The following is a 26,161-nucleotide window of genomic DNA, read 5'->3' as shown; positions in this document are numbered from 1 at the left end:
ACCCGGCAGGAATCCAACCTGTGCCGGGTGATTTTTGATTTTATTTGTTTAACTCTAATGTTTCTAGCATCTGTTCAAAACGAGCTCCGTGACCTTCCTGCGCTTCTAAAAAATATCTATCTTCAATAAGCAATGTACCCCCAAATGCATCCAGTAAATAGATAGTCACGACTTCACTGTCCGGCTCGGTTCCGGATGTGCCATGAAAAGAAAGAGCATCGACTGGGGAAGTGACAGCCTGTTCTTCAAGCCAGAAAGCATATTCCTTTTCAAAGTCCTGTTTCACTCCGTCTGGATTTCGGTCCTCAATGTATAGAATCTCCATTTTAACCTCAGGATAACCTGTAGGCACTGGAACGGTTGGAGTCAGCACGTCTTTCTCACCGGCTTCACCAAACTGGTATCTCTCTTGATCCACATACATCGAATAAAGAGAATCTTGTCCTTTGACCAAGTTCATCTGAATGACTTCATCTTGGCCTTCAACTGATTGGACAAATTCTTTCGATGGCTCACGGTCAATCTCAGCAGAAGGTTTCGGCTGCATCTCAGAAGTTTCAACAGGTTCCTTTGCGGAATTTTCCGGTTGTTCTTCTGTAGTATTTGACATACATCCCACCAGCAACAGCGAAGCGGCTATGACTGTAAATACCTCCTTACGCATACTAACATCTCCTTTATAGTACTCATCCGAATGTAACACCTTGGGAATGGTATGATCTCGAGCAAATGATTGGTGATTTAATCTTAACAGGACTATCATATTAAGTGCTGAAACTTATAAAAAAGGAGCTATTCATCATGACAATTAAAGTAAAAGCAATCATTGGAAGCACTAGTTCCACATCTTACAATCTGAAATTGGTTAACTTCATGGCCAAGCGCTATGAAGATCAACTGACGATCATTCCGGTCCTGATTAATGACTTGGATATGTTTTCAATCGACAATGAAAGCGAACCGCCCGCTGCTGTCCGTGCGTTTAAAGACGATGTCAAAGATTCTGATGCTGTGCTGTTCGCAACTCCTGAATATAATTTCTCTATACCGGGTGCCATGAAAAATGCGTTGGACTGGTTGTCACGCGGAGGAGATTTCACATTACACGGCAAGCCAGGATTCATCGTCGGTGCTTCGATGGGTATGTTCGGTTCGATCAGAGCACAGATTCATTTGCGGGAAATTTTATCGAACCCGGCTTTGGCACCTATATTATTGCCAAGTAATGAAGTATACGTAGGCGCTATTCATAATAAGCTGAATGAAGCCGGCGACATCGTTGACGAAGCAACCATTACTTTCCTTGACACTGTCGTAGAAAACTTCCTCACATTTTACCGCAAACAACAAGCAGTTGCAGAAGCGTAAGTAAGCGAAACAATTCAAACAGATGGACACATCAACATAGTGTCCATTTTTTTACGGCAACATTCAGAGGTCTGACAAGTAGAAAACCCGTTCGTATGCTATAATAGCAGGTATACTTTAGGGGGAGAATGGATTGTACGATTACATAAAAGGCTATGTGACAAGAGTGACACCAGAATATATTGTGCTGGAGCAGCAGGGAATCGGCTGGCAGGTGATGACACCGAATCCTTTTGCTTTTCATGCGACAGATGAAATACAGCAGGTCTTTACCTACTTGCATGTTCGTGAAGATACTCAGCTGCTAATTGGTTTCAAGACACTCGAGCAGCGCGAACTGTTCCGCAAACTTATTACAGTCTCCGGCATCGGACCAAAAGGAGCGCTTGCCATACTTGCAAATGGATTGCCTTCACAGGTCATCAGTGCGATTGAACGCGAAGATGAAGGGTTCCTTGTGCAATTCCCGGGTGTCGGCAAAAAGACTGCGAGACAGATGATCTTAGATCTTAAAGGTAAGCTTCACGATCTCTTCACAGAAATTGATTTGCCTGATTCTGAAGATACATTGCTGACATTGGCAGAGAGTGATGAACTTGATGAGGCATTACTTGCGTTGTCTGCGCTCGGCTACTCGGAACGTGAACTGAAGAAAGTCCGGCCGAAACTGGAAAAAGAAGAACTCGATACGGAAGGCTATATGCGTCTTGCTTTGCAGCTGTTATTAAAACAAGGCTAATACGACGGAGGTGGTTATAATTGGAAGAACGCCTGTTGACGAATGAAGTAACCCATTTTGACGATCAATTTGAACAATCGCTGCGTCCGCAATTGCTGAAGCAGTACATCGGTCAGCAGCAGGCAAAAGATAATCTGTCTATTTTTATCGAAGCTGCAAAAGGACGGGAAGAAAGTTTGGATCACGTGCTCTTATACGGACCTCCCGGGCTCGGTAAGACGACACTTGCGACAGTGATCGGCAATGAAATGGGCGTGAATGTGCGCATGACAAGCGGTCCCGCTATTGAACGACCCGGTGACCTGGCTGCTGTGGTTTCTTCATTGGAACCAGGCGATGTCCTGTTTATCGATGAAATTCACCGCTTGAATCGTGCGATAGAAGAAGTGTTGTATCCTGCAATGGAAGACTTTTGTTTGGATATTATGGTAGGTAAAGGACCAACCGCTCGTTCTGTCCGGTTAGATCTTCCTCCGTTTACGCTGATTGGTGCGACGACAAGAGCCGGTGCGCTGTCAGCCCCGTTGCGTGACCGGTTTGGAGTGCCTTTACGTCTGGAGTATTATGATGAAGAAGCATTGACCGAAATCGTCGTGCGCAGTGCCGGACTGTTTGATGTTCAGATCGATTTGCAGGCCGCTGTTGAGCTTGCCAAACGTTCAAGAGGCACACCGCGTATTGCTAACCGACTGCTGCGCAGAGTGCGGGATTACGCACAAGTGCGCGGTAATGGGACGATTACATTATCAATCGCGCAAGAAGCACTTGATATGCTGCAAGTGGACGGCCATGGACTGGATCAGATCGATCACCAGCTATTGCACAGTATGATCGAACGTTTTCGCGGCGGGCCGGTTGGAATTGATACACTCGCTGCCAGTATTGGCGAAGAATCGGTGACGATTGAAGATGTTTATGAGCCTTATTTATTACAAATTGGATTTATTCAACGCACTGCGAGAGGACGCATGGCAACAGAGAAAGCGTATGCGCATTTCGGCTATCCGCTTCCGCAGTGACAGATAGGAGTAACGAAGATGGATGTACAGGACTTTGATTTTAATTTACCCGATCATTTGATCGCGCAAACACCTTTGCTTGATCGCACAGCTAGCCGTTTACTTGTAATGGACCGTGAAAGCGGGGAAGTCGAGCATCGGCATTTCCGTGATTTAACGGAAGAACTTGAAGCGGGGGATTTGCTCGTGCTGAATGATACGAAGGTGCTGCCCGCGCGTTTGATCGGAACGAAAGAAGACACTGGTGCCGCAATTGAAGTATTATTACTGAAGGAAACTGGCGAAGACCGCTGGGAGACATTGGTAAAACCGGCAAAACGCATTAAAGTTGGAACAGTCGTCACATTTGGAGATGGTCGTCTTCAAGCGAAGTGTACAGCAATCGGGGAACAAGGCGGACGTGAATTTACATTTATGTATGATGGCATTTTCTATGAGCTGCTCGATCAACTGGGCACGATGCCTCTGCCTCCGTATATCACGGAGTCTTTGGAAGATCAGTCGCGCTATCAGACGGTATTCGCTAAAGAAAGAGGTTCTGCGGCAGCACCGACTGCCGGTTTGCATTTCACCGATGAAATTCTGGATGAATTACGGAATAAAGGCGTAAATATCGCATTTATTACGCTGCATGTCGGGCTTGGAACTTTCCGCCCGGTGAGTGTGGATTCGATTGAAGACCATACGATGCATGCGGAATATTATGTGATGAGTGAGGAAACAGCTGCTTTAGTAAGAGAAACAAAATCGAATGGTGGCCGCGTAATTGCAGTTGGCACCACATCTACCCGCACACTTGAAACGATTGCTTCTGAAAATGACGGAACAGTTGTGGCAGCTAGTGGCTGGACATCTATTTTCATTTTCCCGGGATATGAGTATAAAGCAATTGACGGCTTGGTGACGAATTTCCATTTGCCTAAATCGACATTGCTGATGCTGTTGTCTGCTTTTGCAGGACGGGATTCGGTGCTCGCAGCATATGAAGAAGCAGTGAGAGAGCAATATCGCTTTTTCAGTTTTGGGGACGCGATGTTCATTCGCCCCGCTAAAAGAAAGGAACGAGATTAATTGGCAGCTATTACGTACGAACATATTAAAACTTGTAAACAAACAGGAGCGCGTCTCGGGATTGTCCATACGCCGCACGGTTCGTTTGAAACGCCTGCATTCATGCCCGTCGGAACGCAAGCCTCTGTTAAGACGATGTCACCTGAAGAACTGAAGGCGATGGGAGCAGGCATTATCTTGAGCAATACGTATCACTTGTGGCTGCGTCCCGGCCATGAGATCATCCGAGAAGCGGGCGGACTGCATAAGTTCATGAACTGGGATCGCCCGATTTTAACGGATTCCGGCGGCTTCCAAGTATTTTCATTGAGCAAATTCCGTGAAATAAAAGAAGAAGGTGTACATTTCCGCAATCATATTAACGGCGATAAATTGTTTTTGAGTCCTGAAAAAGCAATGGAGATTCAAAATGCACTGGGACCTGATATTATGATGGCATTTGATGAGTGTCCGCCTTTCCCGGCAACACATGAATATATGAAAGCGAGTGTCGAGCGGACGTCCAGATGGGCAGAGCGCTGTCTCGAGGCTCACGCGCGTCCTGAAGAGCAGGGCTTATTTGGAATTGTCCAGGGCGGCGAGTATGAAGATCTTCGCAAGCAGAGTGCGAGAGACTTGGTTTCATTGGATTTCCCGGGTTATGCTATCGGCGGTTTGTCTGTCGGAGAACCGAAAGACGTTATGAACCGCGCACTTGAATTTACGACACCTTTATTGCCGGAAAACAAACCGCGCTATTTGATGGGCGTCGGTTCACCGGATTCCTTGATCGACGGAGCAATTCGGGGCATCGATATGTTCGACTGTGTACTTCCTACGCGTATTGCGCGGAACGGCACATTGATGACGAGCGAAGGCCGTTTAGTTGTGAAGAATGCGAAATATGAACGTGACTTCGGTCCGCTTGATCCGAATTGTGATTGTTATGCGTGCAAAAACTATAGCCGCGCTTATATCCGTCATTTAATTCGCGCAGGGGAAACATTTGGTATTCGTTTAACGTCTTATCATAATCTGCACTTCTTGCTGAATTTGATGGAGCAGGTACGACAGGCGATTCGCGAAGACCGTCTCGGTGATTTCCGCGTAGAGTTTTTTGAGCAATATGGTTTCAACAAACCGAATGCAAAAAACTTCTGAATCTTGTATAATGAATCTTGATGAATGAGGAAGGGGGAAGATATAAAATGATGGAACAATACGGCGGTATTTTCACGTTAGTTATCATGGTAGCGATTATGTGGTTTTTACTCATTCGTCCTGCTCAGAAGAGACAGAAAGCAGCGAAAGAGATGCAAACCAGCTTAAAGCGCGGAGATGAAGTGGTAACAATCGGCGGTCTGCACGGAACAGTAGACGCAGTGGATGAAACTTCTATTTTCTTACGTGTAGCAGACACTACAGTCTTGCGTTTTGACAAGCAGGCAGTAGGAAGAGTTATTACAAACTGATAAAAAGCGGTTATCTAGTGGGATGTCCATAGATTGCCGCTTTTTTGTTTGCCTGCGTATAGAACAGCTGACACTTGGAACACTAGGAATGTCAGGAGGCAGGTACGCAATGCATGAATTATGGATTATCGGTTTCCGTACAATTTTTCTGTATATCTTTTTATTGATCACGCTCAGGCTCATGGGCAAGCGAGAAGTCGGCGAGATGGGTGTCATCGATATTGTCGTTTTTATCATTATGGCGGAAGTGGCAGCCATGATCGTCGAGTCGCCGGAAAAACCGATTATTGAGGGCGTTCTGCCGATTTTATTGCTGCTCGTGATCCAATACATTTCTTCATTGATTTCATTGAAAAATAAAAAATTCCGGGATATTGTGGACGGCAATCCTACGTTGATCATTAAAGACGGTCAGATACAGCAGGATGAAATGCGAAAACAGCGTTATAATCTGGACGATCTGTTTCAGCAGCTGCGAGAGAATCAAGTGGGTTCCATCCACAATGTAACGTTTGCTTACTTAGAACCTTCCGGAAATTTGTCCGTCTTTACAAAAGACGGTGATTTGCCGATCGTCGGTTTAATTCTGGACGGTGAAATTCAGTCTGAACATCTGCGTCTGATCAATAAGACAGAAGAATGGCTGATGAATAAACTGAAAGATAAAAAAATTACAGACATCAGCGAAATTTTCTATTGCTCCTTTGAACAAGGGCAAGTGAAAGTGCAGATGAAAGATAGTCAATAACGTTTCACTAAATTACGCAGCATCATCCAGTCCCGTTTTTTGATTTGTCCGGTCAGTAATAACAGTGCGAATAAGACGGCGGAAGTGATGACGCATTCCATAAACAGATGATACGATCCCACTGGAATGAAAATCGGCCGCATGATCGCAGTCATCAAAAATGCCGCGTAAGTCATTGCGAACATAGAGAAACCCGTGGCTGTTGCTTTGTTTTGCCTGATGGTCGCAATATGAAGGAATGATGTGACCAGTACGCCGAAACCAATGGCAAGCACCGCACCGGTTTCCTGCAGTCCGGGCTGTGAAGCGAGAATAAACATGACCGCGAGCTTTGCGATACCGCCATAAACCGAGTTCATCATACCGGCTTTGGCATCCCCGGTTGCCTGTAAAATGGAATACAGCGGGCTCTGAATATAGTAAAAGAAGAAAACAGGTGCCAAGAGCGTCATATAGCCGGCTCCCGCAGAGACATGAAATAACTTCACAGCCAAATCTTCCCCATGAATATAAAATACCGTAGCGGCAAACGCACCTGTCAAAGCAGATAAACGCAGTGCCAGATGGATGCGCTCCTGCAATTTTTTGACATTGCTCGAAGCAGCTGCTCCGCTTACTGCCGGAACGAGCACTACGGACAGCGCATACGGGATAAACGCTGGAAACAACAATAGTGGAATGAGCACACCGGAAATCACGCCATAAAGTGAAGTGGCAGCCACTGTGCCGACACCTGCCATACTGAGTGCGCGCAGAAAAATAATCGGTTCCAAAAACCAAGTGAATGTGCCGAATAAACGGCTGCCGGAAGATGGAAGTGCGACGCCTAAAATTGGCTTCATTGGATAACGGGGCTGTTTTTCGCGTAATTTTGGCTGTGTGCGCTGATACTGTTTGTATTTATACAGCAGATACAATACAGAAACCACTTCCGCTAAAAATGTCACACCCATTGCATAGGCTGCGTTGATCATCGGGTCGTTCGGCGCCAATATGTACGGCAGCATCCAGGTAATTAATAGGATTCGGAAGATTTGTTCAATGACTTGTGCCCATGCCGTTTCTTCAATCCGCGATATCCCCTGGAAATAACCTCTTATTAATCCACCAATTGCCGCAACGGGAACGATTGCGATCGCCACATACAAGGTTGAAGAAGTCGCTACATTGCCTAACAAGTTTCCTGATAAAAATGGTACGAATAAAATACATAACGGAATGAAAACTGCTCCGGCGATAATGGTAATGAATGAGGAAGTTTTCATCACTTGGCGCATTTGCAGGCTGCCCTGCGCTTTGAGTTCAGCAATCACTTTCGCCATGGCAATCGGAACGCCGAGCTGAACGAGTGAAAGGAAAAACACGAAAGCAGGATAAGCGGTCATATAGATCCCGACGGTTTCTTCTCCTGCCACACGCATGAATTGAATTCGGTAGACAAAACCGAGCAGTTTCGATAGAAAAACAGCAGCCATTAAAAAGATTGTCCCGCGTATAAATGACGACACTGAAAACAACTCCTTCTCAACTCCCACCTTTTCGGATACACTATGGATAAGGGTTGGGAATCCCAAATATAGTTAAGTGTATGTGCTATAATCAGGATTATTCCGCATCAAAAGGACGAGGGGTGAAGTGGCAATGGATCAACAAATTGAGGACTTGTATAGACATATGCTTCCAGCGCTGGAAAGTAAGAAGAATGAATTTCATTTTTACGGCTACTCTGTTGTAACAGAGAAAGGGCTCTGGGATTATCTCGTTGAAAAGAAGTGGAAAAGGAAAAATATCGCTGCCATGCGTCCGCATGAAATTGTTCAAGATTTATTCAAATTATCTCCTGCCCAATTCATGACGTACACACAGACAGAGGCTCAGCGCAACAGCAGCGCCTTTCCGGAGTTGAGTGAAGAAGAACGGGCCATCCTATTTTCACCGAGGAAAGCCGATTGATTGTAAAATGTTATTGTGAAGTATTTGACACAGACTTCCGTCTGTTTCATAATTGGTATGTTGTACAATGAGAGAACGAAGTACATAACAGGTGCTGTGCCGCTCTAGTATATGAGGGGGAAAAGGAAATATGAAAAACAGAGGCAGGATAGTCGCGTTTTTGCTGCTCGTTGTAATACTGGCATCAACGGTCTTTTCAACGACTAATCCGATTTTAAAAGATGTCAAGCTCGGTCTTGACCTGCAAGGCGGTTTCGAAGTTCTGTACCAGGTAAAACCGCTGAAAGATGGACAGAAAATCTCGGAGTCAACGGTGGCGGATACCGCGCGCGCATTGACGAACCGTGTCGATGTTCTGGGTGTTAGTGAACCAAGCATCCAAATCGAATCGAACAATCGGATTCGTGTACAGCTCGCCGGTGTGGAAGATCAGGAATCTGCCCGTGAATTGCTGTCCACTCAAGCCAATCTGTCATTCCGCGATGCGGACGACAATTTGATGCTGGACGGGAATGATTTGAAAGAAGGCAAAGCAAAAGCCAACTTTGATGAAAACAACAATCCAGTTGTTACGTTAGAAATGAAAGATCCGAATAAATTCGGCGATGTTACTTCAGAGATTGTTCAGAAAAGCCCGAACGTTCTGGTCATCTGGCTGGACTTTGAAGAAGGCGTTGATTCTTACAAGGAAGAAGTGAATAAGCCGAAACCTGGTTTCATTTCCGATCCGCGTGTTTCTAAGACAATCAACTCTTCCAATGTTGAAATCTCCGGAAACTTCACGGTAGAAGAAACGAAGAATCTTGCCGGTATCTTGAACGCCGGTGCGCTTCCAGTCAACCTTGAGGAAATTTATTCAACATCTGTCGGTGCACAATTTGGGGAACAGGCACTTGATAAGACAGTATTCGCAGGCATCGTCGGTATCAGCTTAATCTTTATCTTTATGGCACTCTATTATCGTTTGCCTGGTGTTGTTGCAGTTATTACACTTTCTGTTTATATCTATTTGATCTTATTGGTATTTACACTGATCAACGGGGTATTGACACTTCCGGGAATCGCGGCATTAATGCTCGGGGTCGGTATGGCCGTCGATGCCAATATCATTACGTACGAGCGGATTAAAGAAGAACTGCGTGTCGGTAAATCCGTCAAATCGTCCTTTACGGCTGGAGCCAAATCTTCATTCGCCGCCATTCTGGATGCCAACGTGACTACTCTTTTAGCGGCAGTTGTATTGTTCATATTCGGGACAAGCACTGTAAAAGGGTTTGCCACTATGCTCATCATCAGTATTCTGGTCAGTTTCATCACGGCAGTCTGGGGATCCCGTCTATTATTAGGATTGCTTGTACACAGCGGTAGTCTGGATAATAAAGTCGGCTGGTTTGGTCTGTCGAAAAAACAAGTTCATTCTGCAGATGAAAATCTCGAAACACTCGATTTAACTACGAAATTTGATCGTTTTGATTTCGTTCATACAAGAAAACGTTTCTATACGATATCAATCTTGCTTTTAATTGTCGGCGCCATCATGCTCGGTGTCTTCAAATTAAATTTAGGAATTGATTTTTCAGGAGGAACACGTGTAGAAGTGCTGGCAGAACAGCAGCTTGACGAATCGGAAGTAACGAAGCAATTAGAAGATATCGGACATCCGACAACAGATGTCGTTATTTCAGGTGATGAGAAAAATATCGCGGTTGCCCGTTATAAAGAAGACTTCTCACAAGAAGAGGTCAATAAAATTAAAAAAGAATTAAACTCGGTCTATGGCGCTGAACCAAACGTTTCCACTGTATCGGATACTGTTGGTAAAGAACTTGTGATGAATGCGATTAAAGCTCTGGCTGTCGCAGCACTCGGAATTATTATTTACGTCGCACTGCGTTTCGAGTGGCGTATGGGTCTGTCTGCGATTGTTGGCCTGCTGCATGATGCATTCTTCATGATTGCGATCTTCAGTATTCTGCGGCTTGAAGTCGATATTACGTTTATCGCTGCGGTGCTGACGATTATCGGTTATTCCATCAACGATACCATCGTTACATTTGACCGGATCCGTGAAAATCTGCATCGTTCAAAACATATTGACAGTGAAGAAGAGTTGGCGAGTATCGTCAATAAATCATTGCGTCAGACGCTTGGACGTTCGGTTAACACGGTCTTGACTGTCATATTTGTCGTAGTTGCTTTGATGGCTCTCGGTGCTGAATCGATCCGTCCATTCTCGATTGCATTATTGATCGGTTTGCTGGCAGGTACGTATTCTTCCATCTTCATCTCCGCACAGCTTTGGTTTGATTTGAAAAAGAAACAAATGAAGAAAAGCGGCGGCTTGAAAGTGGAAAAAGAGAAAAAACAATGGGGCTCCGACGAACCAGTAGTTTAAGACGTTTGGGCTATATGGAAAACAGGGTATACTTCGGTATACTCTGTTTTTTTGATAGGAGGAATAAAACCAATGAAATTCCAGTGGACTATTTTGCTCAGTTTATTATTTGCTATTATCATTGCGGTGTTCGCAGTATTTAATGTGGATTCAGTGCCTGTCAACTATTTATTCGGGACGGAAATGATTCCGCTTGTACTGATTATTCTGGGCTCAGCACTGCTTGGTGCGTTAATCAGCGGGTTCTTTGCAATTTTCAAATCATACAGAAACAGCCGCCGGTTGAAGGAGCTGGAGAAACAGCTGCAGACTAAAGAGGAAGAGCTGACGATGCAGAAACGTCTGCTGCAGGAGAAGGACGTACAAATCAATGAGCTTCGGAACAGGATTCCCGCCGTTGAAGCAGAAATACTTCCGCCTGAAGGTTTTTAAATAAGGAACAAAGCTGTCTTAAAAGTTGAATTACTTTTGGGGCAGCTTTTTTTGATGGAGACTGGTCTGATAACCGAAGCAGTGCGCCAAAACGTCCCGGCTCCGCACCAATATGCTCCAATAGCGAACCAAAAACAGCCGTTTTCGAACGTTTATTCCTCGTTTTCGCTCCAAACCGCGCATTGAATGCGCGAAATGGTATTCTGACTGAACCATTACTATTCATATACCTTTAAAACCCCTTTTGTTACTCAAGCTGTGTTTTTCATGTGCTTTCCTTTCCGTCTACTGCGTGATTCGATATAATACGAGGAGAGGATGTGAGAGTAATGATACAATCGAAAAAAAGGTGGCAGATCGACCGTCCTGATGAGCAGCTTGTGGCAAAACTCGCTGGCGATTTGAATGTGTCTGCGATGCTTGCAAAGATTCTAGTTGCCCGAAATGTGACGGACAGTGAGCAGGCTGCCGGTTATTTGCATATGGATGAATCCAGTCTGCATGATCCGTTTTTATTGCATGATATGGAGAAGACTGTGGAATTAATAAAGTCAGCAATAGATCAGCAGCAGCAGATCACGGTATACGGTGACTATGATGGGGACGGCGTAACAAGTGTCACGGTACTGACGACTGCCCTTGAGCTTCTCGGCGCGAAAGTGAACTTTGCTATACCGAACCGTTTTGAACACGGCTACGGACCGAATAAAGACTATTTTGAACAACTACATACTGAAGGTACAGAATTATTGATCACGGTGGATAACGGGATTTCGGGCATCGAGGAAATCGCGTTTGCCAAATCACTCGGAATGACAGTTATCGTCACGGACCACCACGAAATAGGCGATGAACTTCCCGCAGCAGACGCTGTCATTCACCCGCGGCACCCTGAAGGCAGCTATCCGTTTGGCGAGCTTGCAGGAGTAGGGGTGGCTTTTAAGCTTGCTTCCGCTTTACTCGGAGAGCCGCCTCTTGATTTATTGGAATTTGTGGCGATTGGCACCGTGGCGGACTTGGTTCCCCTGCAGGATGAAAATCGTTATATGGTCAAAGAGGGAATCCGCAGACTGCGGCGTTCGAAGCGCCCGGCCATTAAAGCGCTTATGCAAGTGAGCGGACATGAGCAGGCTGCCCTCTCCGAAGAAACAATCGGCTTCACGATCGGTCCCAGACTGAACGCACCCGGCCGTCTGGGCGATGCAGATCCGGCAGTTTATTTGCTGAAATCAGAAGATGAAATTCAGGCACTCGGGATTGCGGAAGAACTGAATGAACTCAATAAAGAGCGTCAGCAGCTGGTGAAAGAAATTGCCAAAGAAGCAGAAGAGCAGATACTGGTCCGATATGGAGATCGTATTCCGTATGTATTGGTCATTGAAGGGGAAGACTGGAATCCAGGAGTCGTGGGAATTGTCGCTTCCAGACTGACGGAGAAATTTTACCGCCCGGCCATTGTGCTGTCGATTGATCCGGAGACTGGCACAGCGAAGGGGTCAGCCCGCAGTATTGCAGGATTTAATTTGTATAAAGAACTGAAGAAAAACGCGTCGATCCTTCCGCATTTCGGCGGTCACGAAATGGCCGCAGGCATGTCGCTGAAAATAGAAGATGTCGAGCAGCTTCGCAATCATCTGAATGAACAGGCGAAGGAAGTGCTGACAGAGGAATTATTGCAGCCTAAATTGTCAATCGATGTCCCGTTGAAGCTGAATGAAATCGACATTGCATCAATCGAGGCCCTGGAGCTGATCCGTCCTTTCGGTATGGGCTTCCCGAAACCTGTTTTCCTGCTGGAAGAATTGGAGACTGTTTCTTCACGGAAAATCGGCGCGTCTAAAGATCATCTGAAACTCGAAATGGGAGACGGTGCGGAGCGCATAGATGCGATTCATTTCGGCGCAGGCGCTCTTGCTGACGAGATGGCACCGAGCAGCAGGCTGAGCCTGACAGGAGATTTACAGATCAATGAATGGAACGGGCGTAAAAAAGCGCAGTTACTCGTTGAGGATATGAAGTGTGATGAATGGCAGCTGTTTGATTACCGCGGTGTGAGAGAACCTGCAAGATGGCTTCCGCTAGTACCTGAAAAGGCAAATTATCTGGCGTTTTCTGAACAGGCGATCCAACATTTCACTCCATTTTTAACAAATAGACCTATTCAGTTAGTAGGAAAGGATGCTGTGACGCCTGCTGATTCCATTGTTTTATTGGACATGCCGCAGAATGAGGAACAGTTGAAACAGGCAATGTCAGCTTCACAGGCGAACCGGGTTTATTTACATTTATATGTGAAAGATCCCATGTACTTTGAAAAGATGCCCGACCGTGAACAATTCGGCTGGTATTACAGCTTTTTGAAGAAGAGAGGATCATTTCATTTAGAAAATCAGATCGACATGCTTTCCAAACATAAAGGATGGAAAAAAGATATGATAAAATTCATGTCAAAAGTGTTTTATGAGCTGGAATTTGTTACACTAGTGAATGGTGAACTCACTATGAGGGAGTCTGCAGGGAAACGTGATCTGGCAGAAGCTCCGTCTTATCAAAAACGCCAACAGCAAATTAAATTAGAAGAGCTGCTTCTTTATGCGCCCTATCAGGACTTGAAGATGCTATTTAACACCTTGCGTGTTGAAGCTGTTGAGGAGGAAAAATTGTGGATTTAAAAAAGTTTGTAACAATCGTAGATGACTATCCGAAACCGGGAGTCAGTTTTAAAGACATTACCACGATTATGGATAACGGAGAAGCGTATAAATATGCCACGGATCAAATCGTAGAATATGCGAAAGATCTTGACGTAGATATCATTGTGGGCCCGGAAGCACGCGGATTCATCATTGGATGTCCGGTCGCTTATGCTTTGCAGGTAGGTTTTGCACCCGTGCGCAAACCAGGCAAACTGCCCCGCGAAACGATTTCAGTATTTTATGATCTGGAGTACGGTAAAGATGAACTGACAATACACCATGACGCAATTAAACCGGGTCAGCGGGTGCTGATTGTCGATGATCTTCTTGCAACTGGCGGTACAGTCGGTGCGACGATAGAATTGGTGGAAAAACTTGGCGGAGTCGTAGCAGGCTGTGCTTTCTTAATTGAGCTTTCGTACTTGAACGGCCGTGAAAAATTGAATAATCATGACATTCGTGCGCTAATCACGTACTGAACAGAGAATCCTTCGCTTTTGCGGAGGATTCTTACTATATACAAGCCGTGAGATTGATTCGCTTAATGTGTAAATGGTAAAATACATAGTATAGTAATAAATAATCAGAACTTCGGAACAGGTTGAAAGGGGTAAGAGAATGGCGAAGAATCAAGACGTGACAGAGCAAGATATATTTGAGCTTGTCGCCAAATACATGAACGAAGAACACGTCGACTTTATTAAGAAAGCATTTGAAGTGGCGAAAACTTCGCATGAAGGACAGTTTAGAAGTTCAGGTGAGCCATACATCAACCATCCGATTCAAGTGGCTGGCATCCTGGCTGAACTGCAAATGGATCCTGAAACTGTCGCTGCAGGCTTTCTGCACGATGTAGTGGAAGATACAGAAGTAAGCCGGGAAGACATCATCCGCGACTTTGGGGACGAAGTGGCGATGCTCGTAGACGGTGTCACTAAGCTGGATAAACTGAAATTCAAGTCTAATGAAGAAAAACAGGCAGAAAACCATAGAAAAATGTTCATTGCGATGGCTCAGGATATCCGGGTCATTTTAATTAAGCTTGCAGACCGTCTGCATAATATGCGTACGCTGAAGCACGTGCCGGCTGCAAAACAGCGCCGTGTGTCTGAAGAAACGTTGGAAATCTTCTCTCCGCTTGCACATCGTCTTGGTATTTCCACAATCAAATGGGAACTTGAAGATATTGCGCTGCGTTACTCAAATCCCCAGCAATATTACCGCATCGTCAATCTGATGAAGCAAAAGCGGACGGAACGTGAACAGTATCTGAAAGATGTTATGGAGCAGATGCGTGTCGAACTGGATAAAATGGGCATTGAAGCAGAAATGCACGGCAGACCAAAACATCTCTATTCCATCTATCAGAAAATGGTCATTCAAAAGAAAGAATTTACTGAAATATATGACTTACTGGCTGTACGCATTGTCGTCAAAAGCATTAAAGACTGCTATGCGGCGCTTGGTATAATCCACACACTGTGGAAGCCGATGCCCGGGCGTTTTAAAGATTATATCGCGATGCCGAAGCAGAATTTATATCAGTCCATCCATACGACGGTTGTCGGTCCTGCAGGTGATCCGTTAGAAGTGCAGATTCGTACGGAAGAAATGCACAGAATTTCCGAATTTGGGGTTGCTGCACACTGGGCATATAAAGAAGGAAAGAAAATGGCTAATCCTTCGAATGACATCGATTCAAAATTAACCTGGTTCCGTGAGATTCTGGAAATTCAAAATGAGTCCTCGAATGCACAGGAATTCATGGAATCACTGAAGTTCGATTTATTTTCGGATATGGTTTATGTATTTACGCCAAACGGCGATGTAGTGGAACTTCCAACAGGATCTGTGCCGATTGACTTTGCTTATCGGGTTCACTCGGAAGTGGGGAATCGAACAACGGGCGCCAAAGTGAATGGCAAGATTGTCCCGTTGGATTCATCCCTAGAGACAGGGGATATCGTAGAAATTCTGACGTCCAAGCAGTCATTCGGTCCGAGCCGCGACTGGCTGAAAATCGCCCATACGTCTCAGGCGAAAAATAAAATCCGTCAGTATTTCAAGAAACAGCTGCGCGATGAAAACATTATCAAAGGCAGTGAAATGGTCGAGAAAGAACTGAAGTCACAGGATTATGATGCAAAGGAAGCGCTGAATCAAGCAAATATCCAGCGTACAATTGATAAGTTCAGCTTTGCGTCTGAGGAAGATATGTATGCTGCTGTAGGTTCGGGCGGCATTACTGCTCAGCAGGTCGTTAACCGGCTGGCTGAACGTCTGCGCAGAGAGCGTGAAAAGCAGGAAACGCTTGATAAGATTGTTTCTGATATGAAAACTCCTCAGCCGGATAAACAAACGGAATCCGGTGTCATCGTTAAAGATATCGACAATATGCTGATTCGTATTTCAAAATGCTGCAATCCTGTACCCGGCGATGAAATCGTTGGTTTCATTACAAGAGGCCGGGGTGTTTCCGTACATCGGACAGACTGTACGAATATTCTTTCTGAAGGCGGAGAGAGCGAACGGCTGATCGACGTGAAATGGGCGATGCCGGATGAAGCAAGCCGTAAAGAGTTCCAGGTCGATATTGAAATTTCCGCGTTCGACCGTCAAGGCCTGCTGAATGAAGTAATGATGGTAGTGGCAGATATGTCAACACCAATTATTGCAGTCAGCGGTAAAGCAGATAAAGATGACATTGCGCATATTCATATGTCTATTAAGATTAAAAATATTACCCATCTGCAGCGTACCGTTGAGAAAATCAAACAGATTAAGGACGTTTACTCCGTAGAACGAGTAATGAATTAATACGAAAAGGAGACGGAGCTATGCGGGTATTATTACAGCGGGCGAAAGATGCCTCCGTCGTTGTAGATGGAGAAATCATCGGCTCGATCGCCAAAGGCTATGTATTGCTAGTCGGAATTACACATGAAGATACTGAACAAGACGCTGCCTATATCGCAAAGAAGATTGCAGGGCTGCGCATTTATGAAGATGAGGACGGCAAAATGAACCGTTCAATTGCCGAAGTGGAAGGCAGTATTTTATCCGTCTCCCAGTTTACCTTGTACGGTAACGTCCAAAAAGGCAGACGTCCGAGCTTCATTCAGGCGGCACGCCCCGATCAGGCCGAACCTTTATGGAAGTTCTTCAATGAGCAGCTTCGCGGGCAGGGACTGCAAGTGGAGACAGGAGAGTTCGGTGCCATGATGGACGTCCAGTTAACGAACGACGGACCTGTTACATTGATGATTGAATCGCCGCAAGCATAACGAGCACCGGTATTCCCGGTGCTTTTTATTTTCATTCATACTGAAGGAGGTTTTCCAATGATTCTTGAAGGTGCAATGCTGCAGGTGAAAGAAGGAATGGAGAAGGAATTTGAAGAGGCTTTTCGCGAGGCATCAACTATTATTTCTTCGAGGATAGGGTACATATCTCATGAATTGCAAAGATGCATGGAAACTGAGGGGAAGTATTTACTTTTAGTGAGATGGGAAAGTATTGAGGATCACACAATTGGATTCCGTCAGTCCGCAGAATACAAAGAATGGAAAAGTCTCTTGCATCACTTTTATGATCCTTTTCCTGTCGTTGAACATTTTCAAACTGTCAGTCTGATGTAATTATTAGGAATCTCCGCAATTGCAGGATGAGAGATATTCAGTTGAAGTTTTCTCTGCGCTGATATGGAACTCTATACCCTTTATATTTGACATCCACGCTGTTTAAATTTATAGTAAACCTATAAATTGATATATTCAACTTCCGCTAAGGGGAGTAGCTGTTACAGTAAAAGTCGTCAATACAGGATGCAAATCCTCGGCCTTACTGGCAACCTTTTGTTGTTTGCGAGACCTTACCAATTATTTGGTGAGGTCTCTTTTATATTTTCTGAGACGTTATAACCATAGATTGGTTATAATGTCTTTTTTATTTTAATATTACCTGGAGGTTATCTTTTGAATTCTTATTTGGAACTTGCAAATTCAGTCATCATCGACAAGGAAAACCGCCTCGTCAGCTGCGATAAATCCTTGCGCCTTATCGGAACAGGCAGGAGTGCATTTGTTTTCAAAGTTACATCAACAAATAAGGCAATGAAAGTGTTCTTTCCCAATCTGGCATATATTTCTATAGAAGAAGCTGAAATTTATCAATCGCTTCAAGGCATTCATTACTTTCCCTCTATTTACGAAACGGGATCGAACTATATTATCATGGATTATATCGAGGGTTATACACTTTTTGAATGTATGACCTATGGAGTAGTTATAACAGCAGATCATATTAAAGAAATTGACTATGCACTTTCATTGGCCTCGGCTGCGGGGTTAAATCCTTCTGATATTCACTTGCGTAATATTTTCATTACATCCGACGGAAACATCAAGCTTATTGACGTTGCCCGATACAGACAAATGAAAAAATGCAGACAATGGAGTAATCTAAAAAAAGCACATCGGCAATTTTATCGAAAACGTTTCTTTTTGAAGAAAGTCCCTGCATCATTTTTGAATATCCTGGCCTCACTTTATAAAAGGGGTCTCATTCCAAATTACCGATTATGAGATATAATTTACGGGATTGACAACCCGTGCACTGTATATCGAAAAGACTGCTAGTTCAATTTTGAACTAGCAGCCTCTTTTTTATTTCAATTAAAATAATCCAGCAGTCCCTGGTAAATACCGTATGTTGCCTGTTCACGGAATCGATCCGTTGTGATTTGACGTTCTTCATTGTAATTCGACAAATAGCCGAGTTCTACGAGTACACCGATTCGATTGTTTTCGCGAAGAACATGGAAATCGCCAAATTGCGCACCGCGATCACGCAGGGAGACATTAGAAGCCAGCCCTCTATTGACGGCCTCTGCCAGCGGCTGCTGTTCAGAACGAGTGTAATAGCTCGTGAAGCCTGCAATCGATGGATCGACGTGCGCGTCATAATGTATACTAATAAATGCGTCTGCATCATGGTACTGTGCAATGGAAGCACGTGCGCCAAGTAAAACATATGTATCGGAATTACGCGTCAAAATGACTTCTGCACCGGCATTTTGAAGCTTTGTCGCCAAAAGTTCAGCGGTAACGAGTGTCAGCTCTTTCTCAATTGACCCGCGTGCACCCGTTGTCCCCCGATCATGGCCGCCGTGACCGGGATCCACTACAATCGTCAGTCCTTTCAACGTGCCTTCAACACGCGCTGTTTCTTTACTCTTATTGGCATCTGGAGAAGTGAGATCAGTAGTCGTGACCACCCAATCTGCAACAAATGCCTGCTTTCCGTTAGGCAATGAAATTTCATACCAGTCATCCTGTTTAGTAACTATCGGGTAGTTTTCACCTGCATTCACACGGAATACAACGGAAGAAGAAGTAGAAGGCTCCTCACGCAGGTTCGTACCATCTGTCAGAATTGTTACGATACCCTGGTCTTCAGCAACTGATTGCGGCTGTTTGGAAGAAAGATGACCGTGGAACGAATAAACCCAGCCAGTTTTCTTCTTGTCCAGTTGAATTTGCACCCAGTTTCCATCCGTTTCGATTACGGGGTAAGTTTCACCTTTCGCAATCTGCGTTACTTTTTTTGATTGCTGTGTCGCTTTTTTACGAACATTCAGGGTTTCCACTGCAACTGTAAATTCATCGGGATTAGTTACTTCCTTCGCTGCAGTCGGCTGCTCCACCTTTTCTTCTGAATTTGCCGGCTTGAAAGAATCCTTCTTTGTCTCAGATACATATTCCGCAAATACCCAGCCGTCGCGGCCGTCATAGGTGATGGAAACCCAGTCGCCTTCTTGTCCGGTCGCTGTAGCCACAGCACCTGCCCGCATTTTTCCGATTACTGCAGATTGCACGGATGGACTTGAGCGGATATTGAGCGAATCGACTTGCGACACGATTTCCTTCGGCTGTTCGGAAGCATCAGTTGAACTTGTCAACCACTTGGCAACCCAGCCTTCCTGCTGCTCGAACCTAATCTTCAGCCAGTCACCTTCCGTTTCGAGAACCTGCAGGCTTTCTTTATCCGACAATTGACCTACTACAGGATAGGTAAGTCCGGGACCGCTGCGAACATTCAGTGTAGGAGAATCTACTGTAATCTTCTCCGCGTAGCCGCTTGGAAGACTACTGAAAAATAAAATGATTGCCAGAAATAAAATTGAATAAAAGCGCTTATTCTTCACCCTGTCACCTCCATACTTCGTATTGTACCGAACATTGTAAGCGAAACGCTACAATTTATTAAAAAAGTTGACAGTTTGAGCTGAAATGATTAACATAGTGAATAATCGAATCGAACTACTTACCGATGATATGGAAAATACCTTTACAAACGGCTGGACAGAGAGCAGGGAACTTGGCTGAAATTTCCTGACAGAACAGTAAAGCGAACAACACCATGGAGGGATTCATGCTGAATTCAGTAGGCGTGGACGGAACCGGCCGTTATCCGGATTAGAGTGGGCACAGTTTGTGTCAATTTGGGTGGAACCGCGGAAGCTGCAAGCTCTCGTCCCTGTTTTATTTGGGATGGGAGCTTTTTTGTGTTCTTTCGAAGGCATACCCGCTATCAGCTGATCAACGAAAGGAGTTAGGAAAAATGAATTTTAAAGTTCCCCGCGGAACACAGGATATTTTGCCTGATGTTTCTTGGAAATGGCAGCGTGTTGAAAAAATTATCCGTTCAATCTGTGATGTTTATAACTACAAAGAGATTCGTACTCCGATTTTCGAACAGACGGAATTATTCCAGCGGACTGTTGGAGATACGACGGACATCGTTCAAAAGGAAATGTACACTTTCACTGACAAAGGAAATCGCTCGATGACATTACGTCCTGAAGGTACAGCAGCAGTTGTTCGTTCGTTTGTCGAGAATAAGATGTTCGGTTATGCAGATCAGCCTGTAAAGTTATACTATACGGGGCCGATGTTCCGCTACGAACGTCAGCAAGCTGGTCGCTATCGTCAGTTCGTGCAATTCGGCATTGAAGCAATCGGCAGTGACGATCCGGCAATAGATGCAGAAGTGATCGAGTTGGCGATGAACGTGTACAAAAAAGCCGGATTAAGTGATTTTAAGCTCGTTCTGAATTCGCTAGGTGATAAAGAATCGCGAAACGCACACCGTGAAGCGCTGATTGCACACTTCTCCCCGCATATTGAAGAATTCTGCGGCGACTGCCAAAATCGTCTGGAGAAAAATCCATTGCGTATTTTAGACTGTAAAGTAGACCGGGAGCACCAATTAATGAAAACGGCGCCTTCATTGGCTGATTTTCTAAATGAAGACTCATCTGCTTATTTTGAACAGGTAAAACGTTATCTGGATATTGCAGGAATTGCTTACGAATATGATCCGAACCTTGTAAGAGGTCTGGATTATTATAATCACACCGCTTTTGAAATTATGAGTACATCAAAAGGATTCGGCGCCATTACGACATTATGCGGCGGCGGACGCTATAACGGACTGGCTGAGGAAATCGGCGGACCGGCGGCACCGGGCATCGGCTTTGCTATGAGTCTCGAGCGTTTATTGCTTGCACTCGAAGCAGAAGATAAAGCATGGACAGATGAGCCTTCACTCGACGTTTATATCGTCACATTAGGCGAAGAAGCGCGGACAACAGGTTTTGAACTGATAGGCAGACTGAGAGAAAACGGCCTGCGCAGTGAAATGGATTACATGGACCGCAAAATGAAAGCGCAAATGAAGTCTGCAGATCGTCTGGATGCGGATTATGTAATTGTGATCGGCGAAGATGAAGTAGCTGAAAACGTCGTCCAGCTGAAAAATATGGCAGACGGACAGCAGAAGAAAGTAGCTTTGGATCAATTGCTCGAAGAACTTCAAAAATAATATAACAACAAAGAATGGAAAGGTAGTGTAGTCGTCATGAAACGCACTCATTATTGTGGAAACTTAACAGAACAGCAAATCGGACAGGAAGTCACGTTACAGGGCTGGGTCCAAAAGCGCCGCGATCTAGGAGGACTCATCTTCATTGATGTCCGTGACCGTGCAGGAATCGTCCAGACCGTATTCAATCCGGATATCTCGAAAGAAGCATTGGAAATCGCAGAAACATTACGCAATGAATATGTTATTGAAATTAAAGGCCTTGTCATTGAGCGCGAAGAAAGAACAAAGAATAAAAATCTGAAAACTGGTGCCATAGAAGTACAGGTTACAGAAGTCAAAGTAATCAATGAAGCGAAAAACCCTCCATTTACGATTGAAGATGAAACAGATGTAGGGGAAGAAACGCGTTTGAAATACCGTTATTTAGATCTTCGCCGCCCAGAACTGGCACGTGTTTTTAAAATGCGGTCAGATATAACGAAAACAGTGCGTAATTTCTTGGATGACGAAGGTTTTCTCGAAGTTGAAACACCGATTTTAACAAAATCCACACCTGAAGGCGCACGTGACTACTTAGTGCCAAGCCGTGTTCATGAAGGAGAATTCTATGCATTGCCGCAGTCTCCTCAGCTGTTCAAACAGCTGTTGATGGTATCGGGCTTTGATCGCTACTATCAAATTGCCCGCTGTTTCCGCGATGAAGACCTGCGTGCAGACCGTCAGCCTGAATTCACACAAATTGATATGGAAATGAGCTTCATGTCCATTGAAGATATTTTGGAGCTGAATGAACGTTTAATTACCAAGATTATGAAAGACGTAAAAGGTGTTGAGATTCCTTCGCCGTTTAAACGCCTTCCATACGACGAAGCGATGAGCCGTTTCGGTTCAGATAAGCCGGATACCCGATTTGGCATGGAATTGACGGATGTATCCGATATCGTCAAGGATTCTTCATTCAAAGTGTTTGCAGGAGCTGTTGAAACTGGTGGCCAGGTAAAGCTGATTAATGTGAAGGGTGCGGCGGCGAAATATTCCCGTAAAGATATCGACGCGCTTGGCGAGTATGCGAAAGTATACGGGGCAAAAGGATTGGCTTGGCTGAAAGTAACGGAAGACGGCTTTAACGGCCCGATTGCAAAATTCTTTGACGGTGAAATCGGAGAAGCGCTTAAAGCTGCCGGGCAAGGTGAAGTAGGCGACTTATTCCTGTTCGGTGCGGATAAGAAATCAGTTGTTGCAGATTCTTTGGGCGCGTTGCGTTTGAAACTAGGAAAAGACTTGGAGCTTATTGATCAGTCCGCATACAACTTCCTGTGGGTTACAGACTGGCCTTTATTCGAATATGATGAAGAAGATGGCCGCTATTATGCAGCACACCATCCTTTCACAATGCCTTCTGATGTGGAGCAATTAACTTCAGATCCAGCTTCGGTTAAAGCGCAGGCCTATGATTTAGTGTTGAACGGCTATGAGCTCGGCGGAGGATCTTTGCGGATTTATCAGCGTGAAGTCCAGGAGGCAATGTTTAAAGCACTCGGTTTCACGGACGAGCAGGCAAGAGAGCAATTTGGATTCTTGCTGGATGCGTTCGAATACGGAACACCTCCACACGGCGGTATTGCATTTGGCCTAGATCGAATTGTCATGCTGCTTGCGGGATCTACCAACTTGCGCGATACCATTGCATTCCCTAAAACCGCGAGTGCAAGCGATTTATTGACAGAAGCACCTAGCGCGGTTGATGAAGCACAGCTGAAAGAACTCGGGATTAAAGTGGCAGTTGAAACCGCAAAAAAGTGAGGAATCTACCATTTTTAAAACAACGCCATCAAATTGATTGAATTATGAAATAGCGTGTGATAGGATGAAGTTAGTAGAAATCCTGAAGTGTTCGTCATTTGCCAATCAGTTTTGACCCAACATCAAATCGTCGGGAGTCTGCAATTCCAACTTGGATGGCATGCCTTTAAACGGGACGTCAAAAGAGTCGGATAAGACACCCACCTGCTATAAGCGGGTTCAAAGCGATATCCAAAGACGGCACAGTCGGGATTTTTTCTTTACTTTACACTTATACCCTTTTGCATTCGTGCAGAAGGGTTTTTTGCGTCTATAAATGCAGTTAGTTGCACTGATCGCCAGTCGTGATTTACCATAGAGAAAAGACAATCTAGCATAAAGGATGAGGTCCCCATGTTACATCAATTTTCAAGGAATGAATTAGCCATCGGCAAAGAAGGAATTGAGAGAATGAAAGGCAAGACAGTAGCCATACTCGGTATAGGAGGAGTCGGTTCATTCGCAGCTGAAGCCTGTGCAAGATCAGGCGTCGGACGCATCATCCTCGTGGACAAAGATACTGTCGACATTACCAATATCAACCGTCAATTAGTCGCTTATCTGTCGACCGTCGGCAAATCGAAGTCAGGCGTCATGAAGGAAAGAATCGCAGATATTAATAAAGAGTGTGAAGTCATTGATCTGCATATGTTCTATACAGATGAGACAGCAGAAGAGTTTTTCTCTTATCAACCGGACTACGTCATCGATGCATCGGACACAATTAGTTATAAAATCCATTTGATCCAGCAATGTATAGAGCGCGGAGTGAAAGTGATTTCCTGCATGGGTGCAGCAAATAAGACGGATCCCACTCGTTTTCAAATTGCCGATATTTCTAAAACACATACCGATCCTCTTGCGAAAGTCATGCGCTTGCGTTTAAAAAAGCTTGGTATCACAAAAGGTGTGCCCGTCGTTTTCTCCGATGAAAGCCCGATTGTCATCCGGGAAGATGTAGTCGAAACAGTAGGGAATCCGGATGCCGCCATTCGAAAAGCACAAATGCCGCCGGCGTCCAATGCATTTTGTCCGTCTGTTGCCGGTTTGATTCTTGCCAGTTGGGTATTAAATGATATAGTGGCGGATATACCAGTGGAACGAGTCAATGATGCAAAATAGAGGAGAGATATAATGGAGGCAATGGAGTTACTGATTAACGGAAAACGTACAGGGGCGGATTTGCCGATAATGGATGTAGTGAATCCGGCAACAGGGGAAAAAATTGCAACCGTACCTAAAGGTGGTGCAAGTGAAGCAACACAGGCTGTTGATGCAGCTTATCATGCACTGAAAGAGTGGTCAGCGTTATCCGCTTACGAACGCAGCGCTTATTTGATGAAGTGGTCAGCATTGATTGAAGAGCAAGAAGACAGCCTGGCGAAGACGATGACAATGGAACAGGGAAAACCGTTATCGGAAGCACTTGGTGAAATACGCTATGCCAATGGTTTTATCACCTGGTATGCAGAAGAAGGCAAGCGCATTTATGGTGAGACGATTCCTTCTGCTGTTGCTTCAAAACGTTTATTCGTTCATAAACAGCCGGTCGGTGTCGTAGCTGCTATTACACCATGGAATTTCCCGGCAGCAATGATTACACGGAAAGCAGGTCCCGCTCTTGCCGCAGGCTGTACAGTCGTATTAAAACCAGCCTCGCAGACTCCGTTGACCGCCATTCGTTTAGTCGAACTTGCGCAGCAGGCAGGCATACCTGACGGCGTCATCAATGTCGTGACAGGAAGTGCAGGCGAAATTGCAGAAGCCTGGCAACAGGATGAACGTGTTAGGAAACTTACATTCACAGGGTCAACGGAAGTCGGGAAGCTCCTGATGAAGGGCGCAGCCGATACGATGAAGAAAATTTCATTGGAGCTGGGCGGGCATGCCCCGGCAATTGTAATGGCAGACAGTGATTTGAATAAAGCAGTAGATGGCGTGATTGGAGCTAAATTCCGTAATGCAGGACAGACATGCGTCTGTGCGAATCGAATTTATGTTCATTCCTCTGTGGCAGAAGAATTTACTAAACGAATCTTAAAGAAAACAAATGAACTGAAAGTCGGCAATGGTTTGGAAGAGAATGTGGAAATCGGCCCGTTGATTGATAAATCAGCGGTAGAAAAGGTACGCGAACATGTAAAAGACGCCAAATCCAAGGGTGCGAACGTTGAAACAATCGGAGGAGAACTGAAGAATGGTTTATTCTATCCGCCGACTGTCCTGGCGAACGTAACCGATGATATGCTCTGTATGAAAGAAGAAACATTTGGCCCAGTACTGCCAATTGCGACATTTGAAACGGAAGAAGAAGTGATTCAGCGTGCGAACGATTCGAATTATGGACTCGCAGCATACGTATTCACGGAGAATATTTCAGCAGGAATTCGTATTTGTGAAGCATTGGAGTATGGAATCGTCGGATTAAATGACGGTCTTCCATCCGCACCGCAGGCACCGTTCGGCGGATTTAAACAAAGCGGACTGGGACGCGAGGGCGGACATCAGGGGATGGACGAGTATCTGGAAGTAAAATATATTTCATTGGGATTATAAAAAA

At 45.0% G+C, this 26,161-nt stretch carries 23 protein-coding genes, 1 other RNA gene and 1 other annotated feature; of the genes, 21 read left to right on the top strand and 3 right to left on the bottom strand.

All coding sequences use genetic code 11. The annotated features are described in order from the left end of the window. Positions 1–40 precede the first annotated feature (40 nt). Positions 41–664 (bottom strand): hypothetical protein, encoded by a 624-nt coding sequence (locus tag GDZ68_RS05720; RefSeq protein ID WP_153721315.1) that lies wholly within the window; start codon positions 662–664, stop codon positions 41–43. Between the two features lie 137 nt (positions 665–801). Between GDZ68_RS05720 and GDZ68_RS05715 the strand changes: the two genes are divergently transcribed. From GDZ68_RS05715 to GDZ68_RS05685, 7 genes are all read left to right on the top strand, one after another. Further along, positions 802–1,368: an NADPH-dependent FMN reductase gene (locus GDZ68_RS05715; protein ID WP_153721314.1), complete on the top strand. Its 567-nt coding sequence runs from the start codon at positions 802–804 to the stop codon at positions 1,366–1,368. A gap of 133 nt (positions 1,369–1,501) precedes the next feature. After that, entirely contained in the window at positions 1,502–2,107 is a 606-nt protein-coding gene (gene ruvA / locus GDZ68_RS05710) for a Holliday junction branch migration protein RuvA (RefSeq protein ID WP_153721313.1), read from the top strand. Between the two features lie 20 nt (positions 2,108–2,127). Next, entirely contained in the window at positions 2,128–3,126 is a 999-nt protein-coding gene (ruvB, locus tag GDZ68_RS05705; RefSeq protein ID WP_153721312.1) for a Holliday junction branch migration DNA helicase RuvB, read from the top strand. Positions 3,127–3,144: 18 nt separating this feature from the next. Then, positions 3,145–4,197, top strand: a complete 1,053-nt coding sequence (gene queA / locus GDZ68_RS05700) for a tRNA preQ1(34) S-adenosylmethionine ribosyltransferase-isomerase QueA (protein WP_153721311.1) — start codon at positions 3,145–3,147, stop codon at positions 4,195–4,197. Continuing rightward, entirely contained in the window at positions 4,198–5,337 is a 1,140-nt protein-coding gene (tgt, locus tag GDZ68_RS05695; RefSeq protein ID WP_153721310.1) for a tRNA guanosine(34) transglycosylase Tgt, read from the top strand. It begins immediately after the preceding gene. A gap of 50 nt (positions 5,338–5,387) precedes the next feature. Continuing rightward, positions 5,388–5,648 (top strand): preprotein translocase subunit YajC, encoded by a 261-nt coding sequence (yajC, locus tag GDZ68_RS05690; protein WP_153721499.1) that lies wholly within the window; start codon positions 5,388–5,390, stop codon positions 5,646–5,648. Positions 5,649–5,757: 109 nt separating this feature from the next. Continuing rightward, entirely contained in the window at positions 5,758–6,396 is a 639-nt protein-coding gene (locus GDZ68_RS05685) for a DUF421 domain-containing protein (protein ID WP_153721309.1), read from the top strand. Here the strand turns inward: GDZ68_RS05685 and GDZ68_RS05680 are convergent. Next, a complete protein-coding gene (locus GDZ68_RS05680; RefSeq protein WP_153721308.1) occupies positions 6,390–7,904 on the bottom strand; it encodes a putative polysaccharide biosynthesis protein in 1,515 nt (504 codons plus the stop codon). The genes GDZ68_RS05685 and GDZ68_RS05680 overlap by 7 nt on opposite strands. Positions 7,905–8,037: 133 nt before the next feature. Between GDZ68_RS05680 and GDZ68_RS05675 the strand changes: the two genes are divergently transcribed. The 9 genes from GDZ68_RS05675 to GDZ68_RS05635 all read left to right on the top strand — a co-directional run bounded on the left by GDZ68_RS05675 (position 8,038) and on the right by GDZ68_RS05635 (position 18,455). Continuing rightward, complete coding sequence (locus GDZ68_RS05675) at positions 8,038–8,349, top strand: post-transcriptional regulator (RefSeq protein WP_153721307.1); 312 nt, start codon at positions 8,038–8,040, stop codon at positions 8,347–8,349. Between the two features lie 130 nt (positions 8,350–8,479). Then, the gene (secDF, locus tag GDZ68_RS05670) at positions 8,480–10,744 is read left to right on the top strand and encodes a protein translocase subunit SecDF (RefSeq protein ID WP_153721306.1); all 2,265 of its coding nucleotides are present in this window, start codon (positions 8,480–8,482) and stop codon (positions 10,742–10,744) included. A 72-nt stretch (positions 10,745–10,816) separates the two neighbouring features. Continuing rightward, positions 10,817–11,176 (top strand): LapA family protein, encoded by a 360-nt coding sequence (locus GDZ68_RS05665; RefSeq protein WP_153721305.1) that lies wholly within the window; start codon positions 10,817–10,819, stop codon positions 11,174–11,176. Positions 11,177–11,505: 329 nt separating this feature from the next. Continuing rightward, positions 11,506–13,848: a single-stranded-DNA-specific exonuclease RecJ gene (recJ, locus tag GDZ68_RS05660; protein WP_153721304.1), complete on the top strand. Its 2,343-nt coding sequence runs from the start codon at positions 11,506–11,508 to the stop codon at positions 13,846–13,848. Beyond that, the gene (locus GDZ68_RS05655) at positions 13,839–14,351 is read left to right on the top strand and encodes an adenine phosphoribosyltransferase (RefSeq protein ID WP_153721303.1); all 513 of its coding nucleotides are present in this window, start codon (positions 13,839–13,841) and stop codon (positions 14,349–14,351) included. The genes recJ and GDZ68_RS05655 overlap by 10 nt, the downstream gene beginning before the upstream one ends. Before the next feature lie 139 nt (positions 14,352–14,490). Further along, positions 14,491–16,689 (top strand): RelA/SpoT family protein, encoded by a 2,199-nt coding sequence (locus GDZ68_RS05650; protein ID WP_153721302.1) that lies wholly within the window; start codon positions 14,491–14,493, stop codon positions 16,687–16,689. 20 nt (positions 16,690–16,709) lie between these two features. After that, positions 16,710–17,156 carry a D-aminoacyl-tRNA deacylase gene (gene dtd / locus GDZ68_RS05645; protein ID WP_153721301.1) on the top strand — a complete coding sequence of 149 codons (447 nt, stop codon included), beginning with the start codon at positions 16,710–16,712 and terminating at the stop codon, positions 17,154–17,156. 57 nt (positions 17,157–17,213) lie between these two features. Further along, the gene (locus GDZ68_RS05640) at positions 17,214–17,510 is read left to right on the top strand and encodes an antibiotic biosynthesis monooxygenase family protein (RefSeq protein WP_153721300.1); all 297 of its coding nucleotides are present in this window, start codon (positions 17,214–17,216) and stop codon (positions 17,508–17,510) included. Between the two features lie 336 nt (positions 17,511–17,846). Further along, a complete protein-coding gene (locus GDZ68_RS05635; RefSeq protein ID WP_153721299.1) occupies positions 17,847–18,455 on the top strand; it encodes a protein kinase family protein in 609 nt (202 codons plus the stop codon). 86 nt (positions 18,456–18,541) lie between these two features. Here the strand turns inward: GDZ68_RS05635 and GDZ68_RS05630 are convergent, their stop codons facing one another. After that, positions 18,542–20,077: an SH3 domain-containing protein gene (locus GDZ68_RS05630; RefSeq protein ID WP_153721298.1), complete on the bottom strand. Its 1,536-nt coding sequence runs from the start codon at positions 20,075–20,077 to the stop codon at positions 18,542–18,544. 116 nt (positions 20,078–20,193) lie between these two features. Beyond that, positions 20,194–20,414: a binding site (T-box leader), on the top strand. A gap of 79 nt (positions 20,415–20,493) precedes the next feature. Here GDZ68_RS05630 and hisS point away from each other — a divergent pair. The 5 genes from hisS to GDZ68_RS05605 all read left to right on the top strand — a co-directional run bounded on the left by hisS (position 20,494) and on the right by GDZ68_RS05605 (position 26,157). After that, positions 20,494–21,756, top strand: coding sequence for a histidine--tRNA ligase (gene hisS / locus GDZ68_RS05625; RefSeq protein WP_153721297.1), 1,263 nt, complete (start codon positions 20,494–20,496; stop codon positions 21,754–21,756). A gap of 36 nt (positions 21,757–21,792) precedes the next feature. Then, positions 21,793–23,562 carry an aspartate--tRNA ligase gene (aspS, locus tag GDZ68_RS05620; RefSeq protein WP_153721296.1) on the top strand — a complete coding sequence of 590 codons (1,770 nt, stop codon included), beginning with the start codon at positions 21,793–21,795 and terminating at the stop codon, positions 23,560–23,562. Positions 23,563–23,638: 76 nt separating this feature from the next. Further along, positions 23,639–23,819, top strand: a non-coding RNA gene (ssrS, locus tag GDZ68_RS05615) — 6S RNA. Between the two features lie 136 nt (positions 23,820–23,955). Beyond that, positions 23,956–24,723, top strand: coding sequence for a tRNA threonylcarbamoyladenosine dehydratase (locus GDZ68_RS05610; RefSeq protein WP_153721295.1), 768 nt, complete (start codon positions 23,956–23,958; stop codon positions 24,721–24,723). A 12-nt stretch (positions 24,724–24,735) separates the two neighbouring features. Beyond that, the gene (locus GDZ68_RS05605) at positions 24,736–26,157 is read left to right on the top strand and encodes an NAD-dependent succinate-semialdehyde dehydrogenase (protein ID WP_153721294.1); all 1,422 of its coding nucleotides are present in this window, start codon (positions 24,736–24,738) and stop codon (positions 26,155–26,157) included. The last annotated feature ends 4 nt before the right edge of the window (positions 26,158–26,161 follow it).

The organism is Sporosarcina cascadiensis, from assembly GCF_009650995.1.
Taxonomy (GTDB): Bacteria; Bacillota; Bacilli; order Bacillales_A; family Planococcaceae; genus Sporosarcina; species Sporosarcina cascadiensis.
This window is presented reverse-complemented; position numbering and strand designations above follow the sequence as displayed.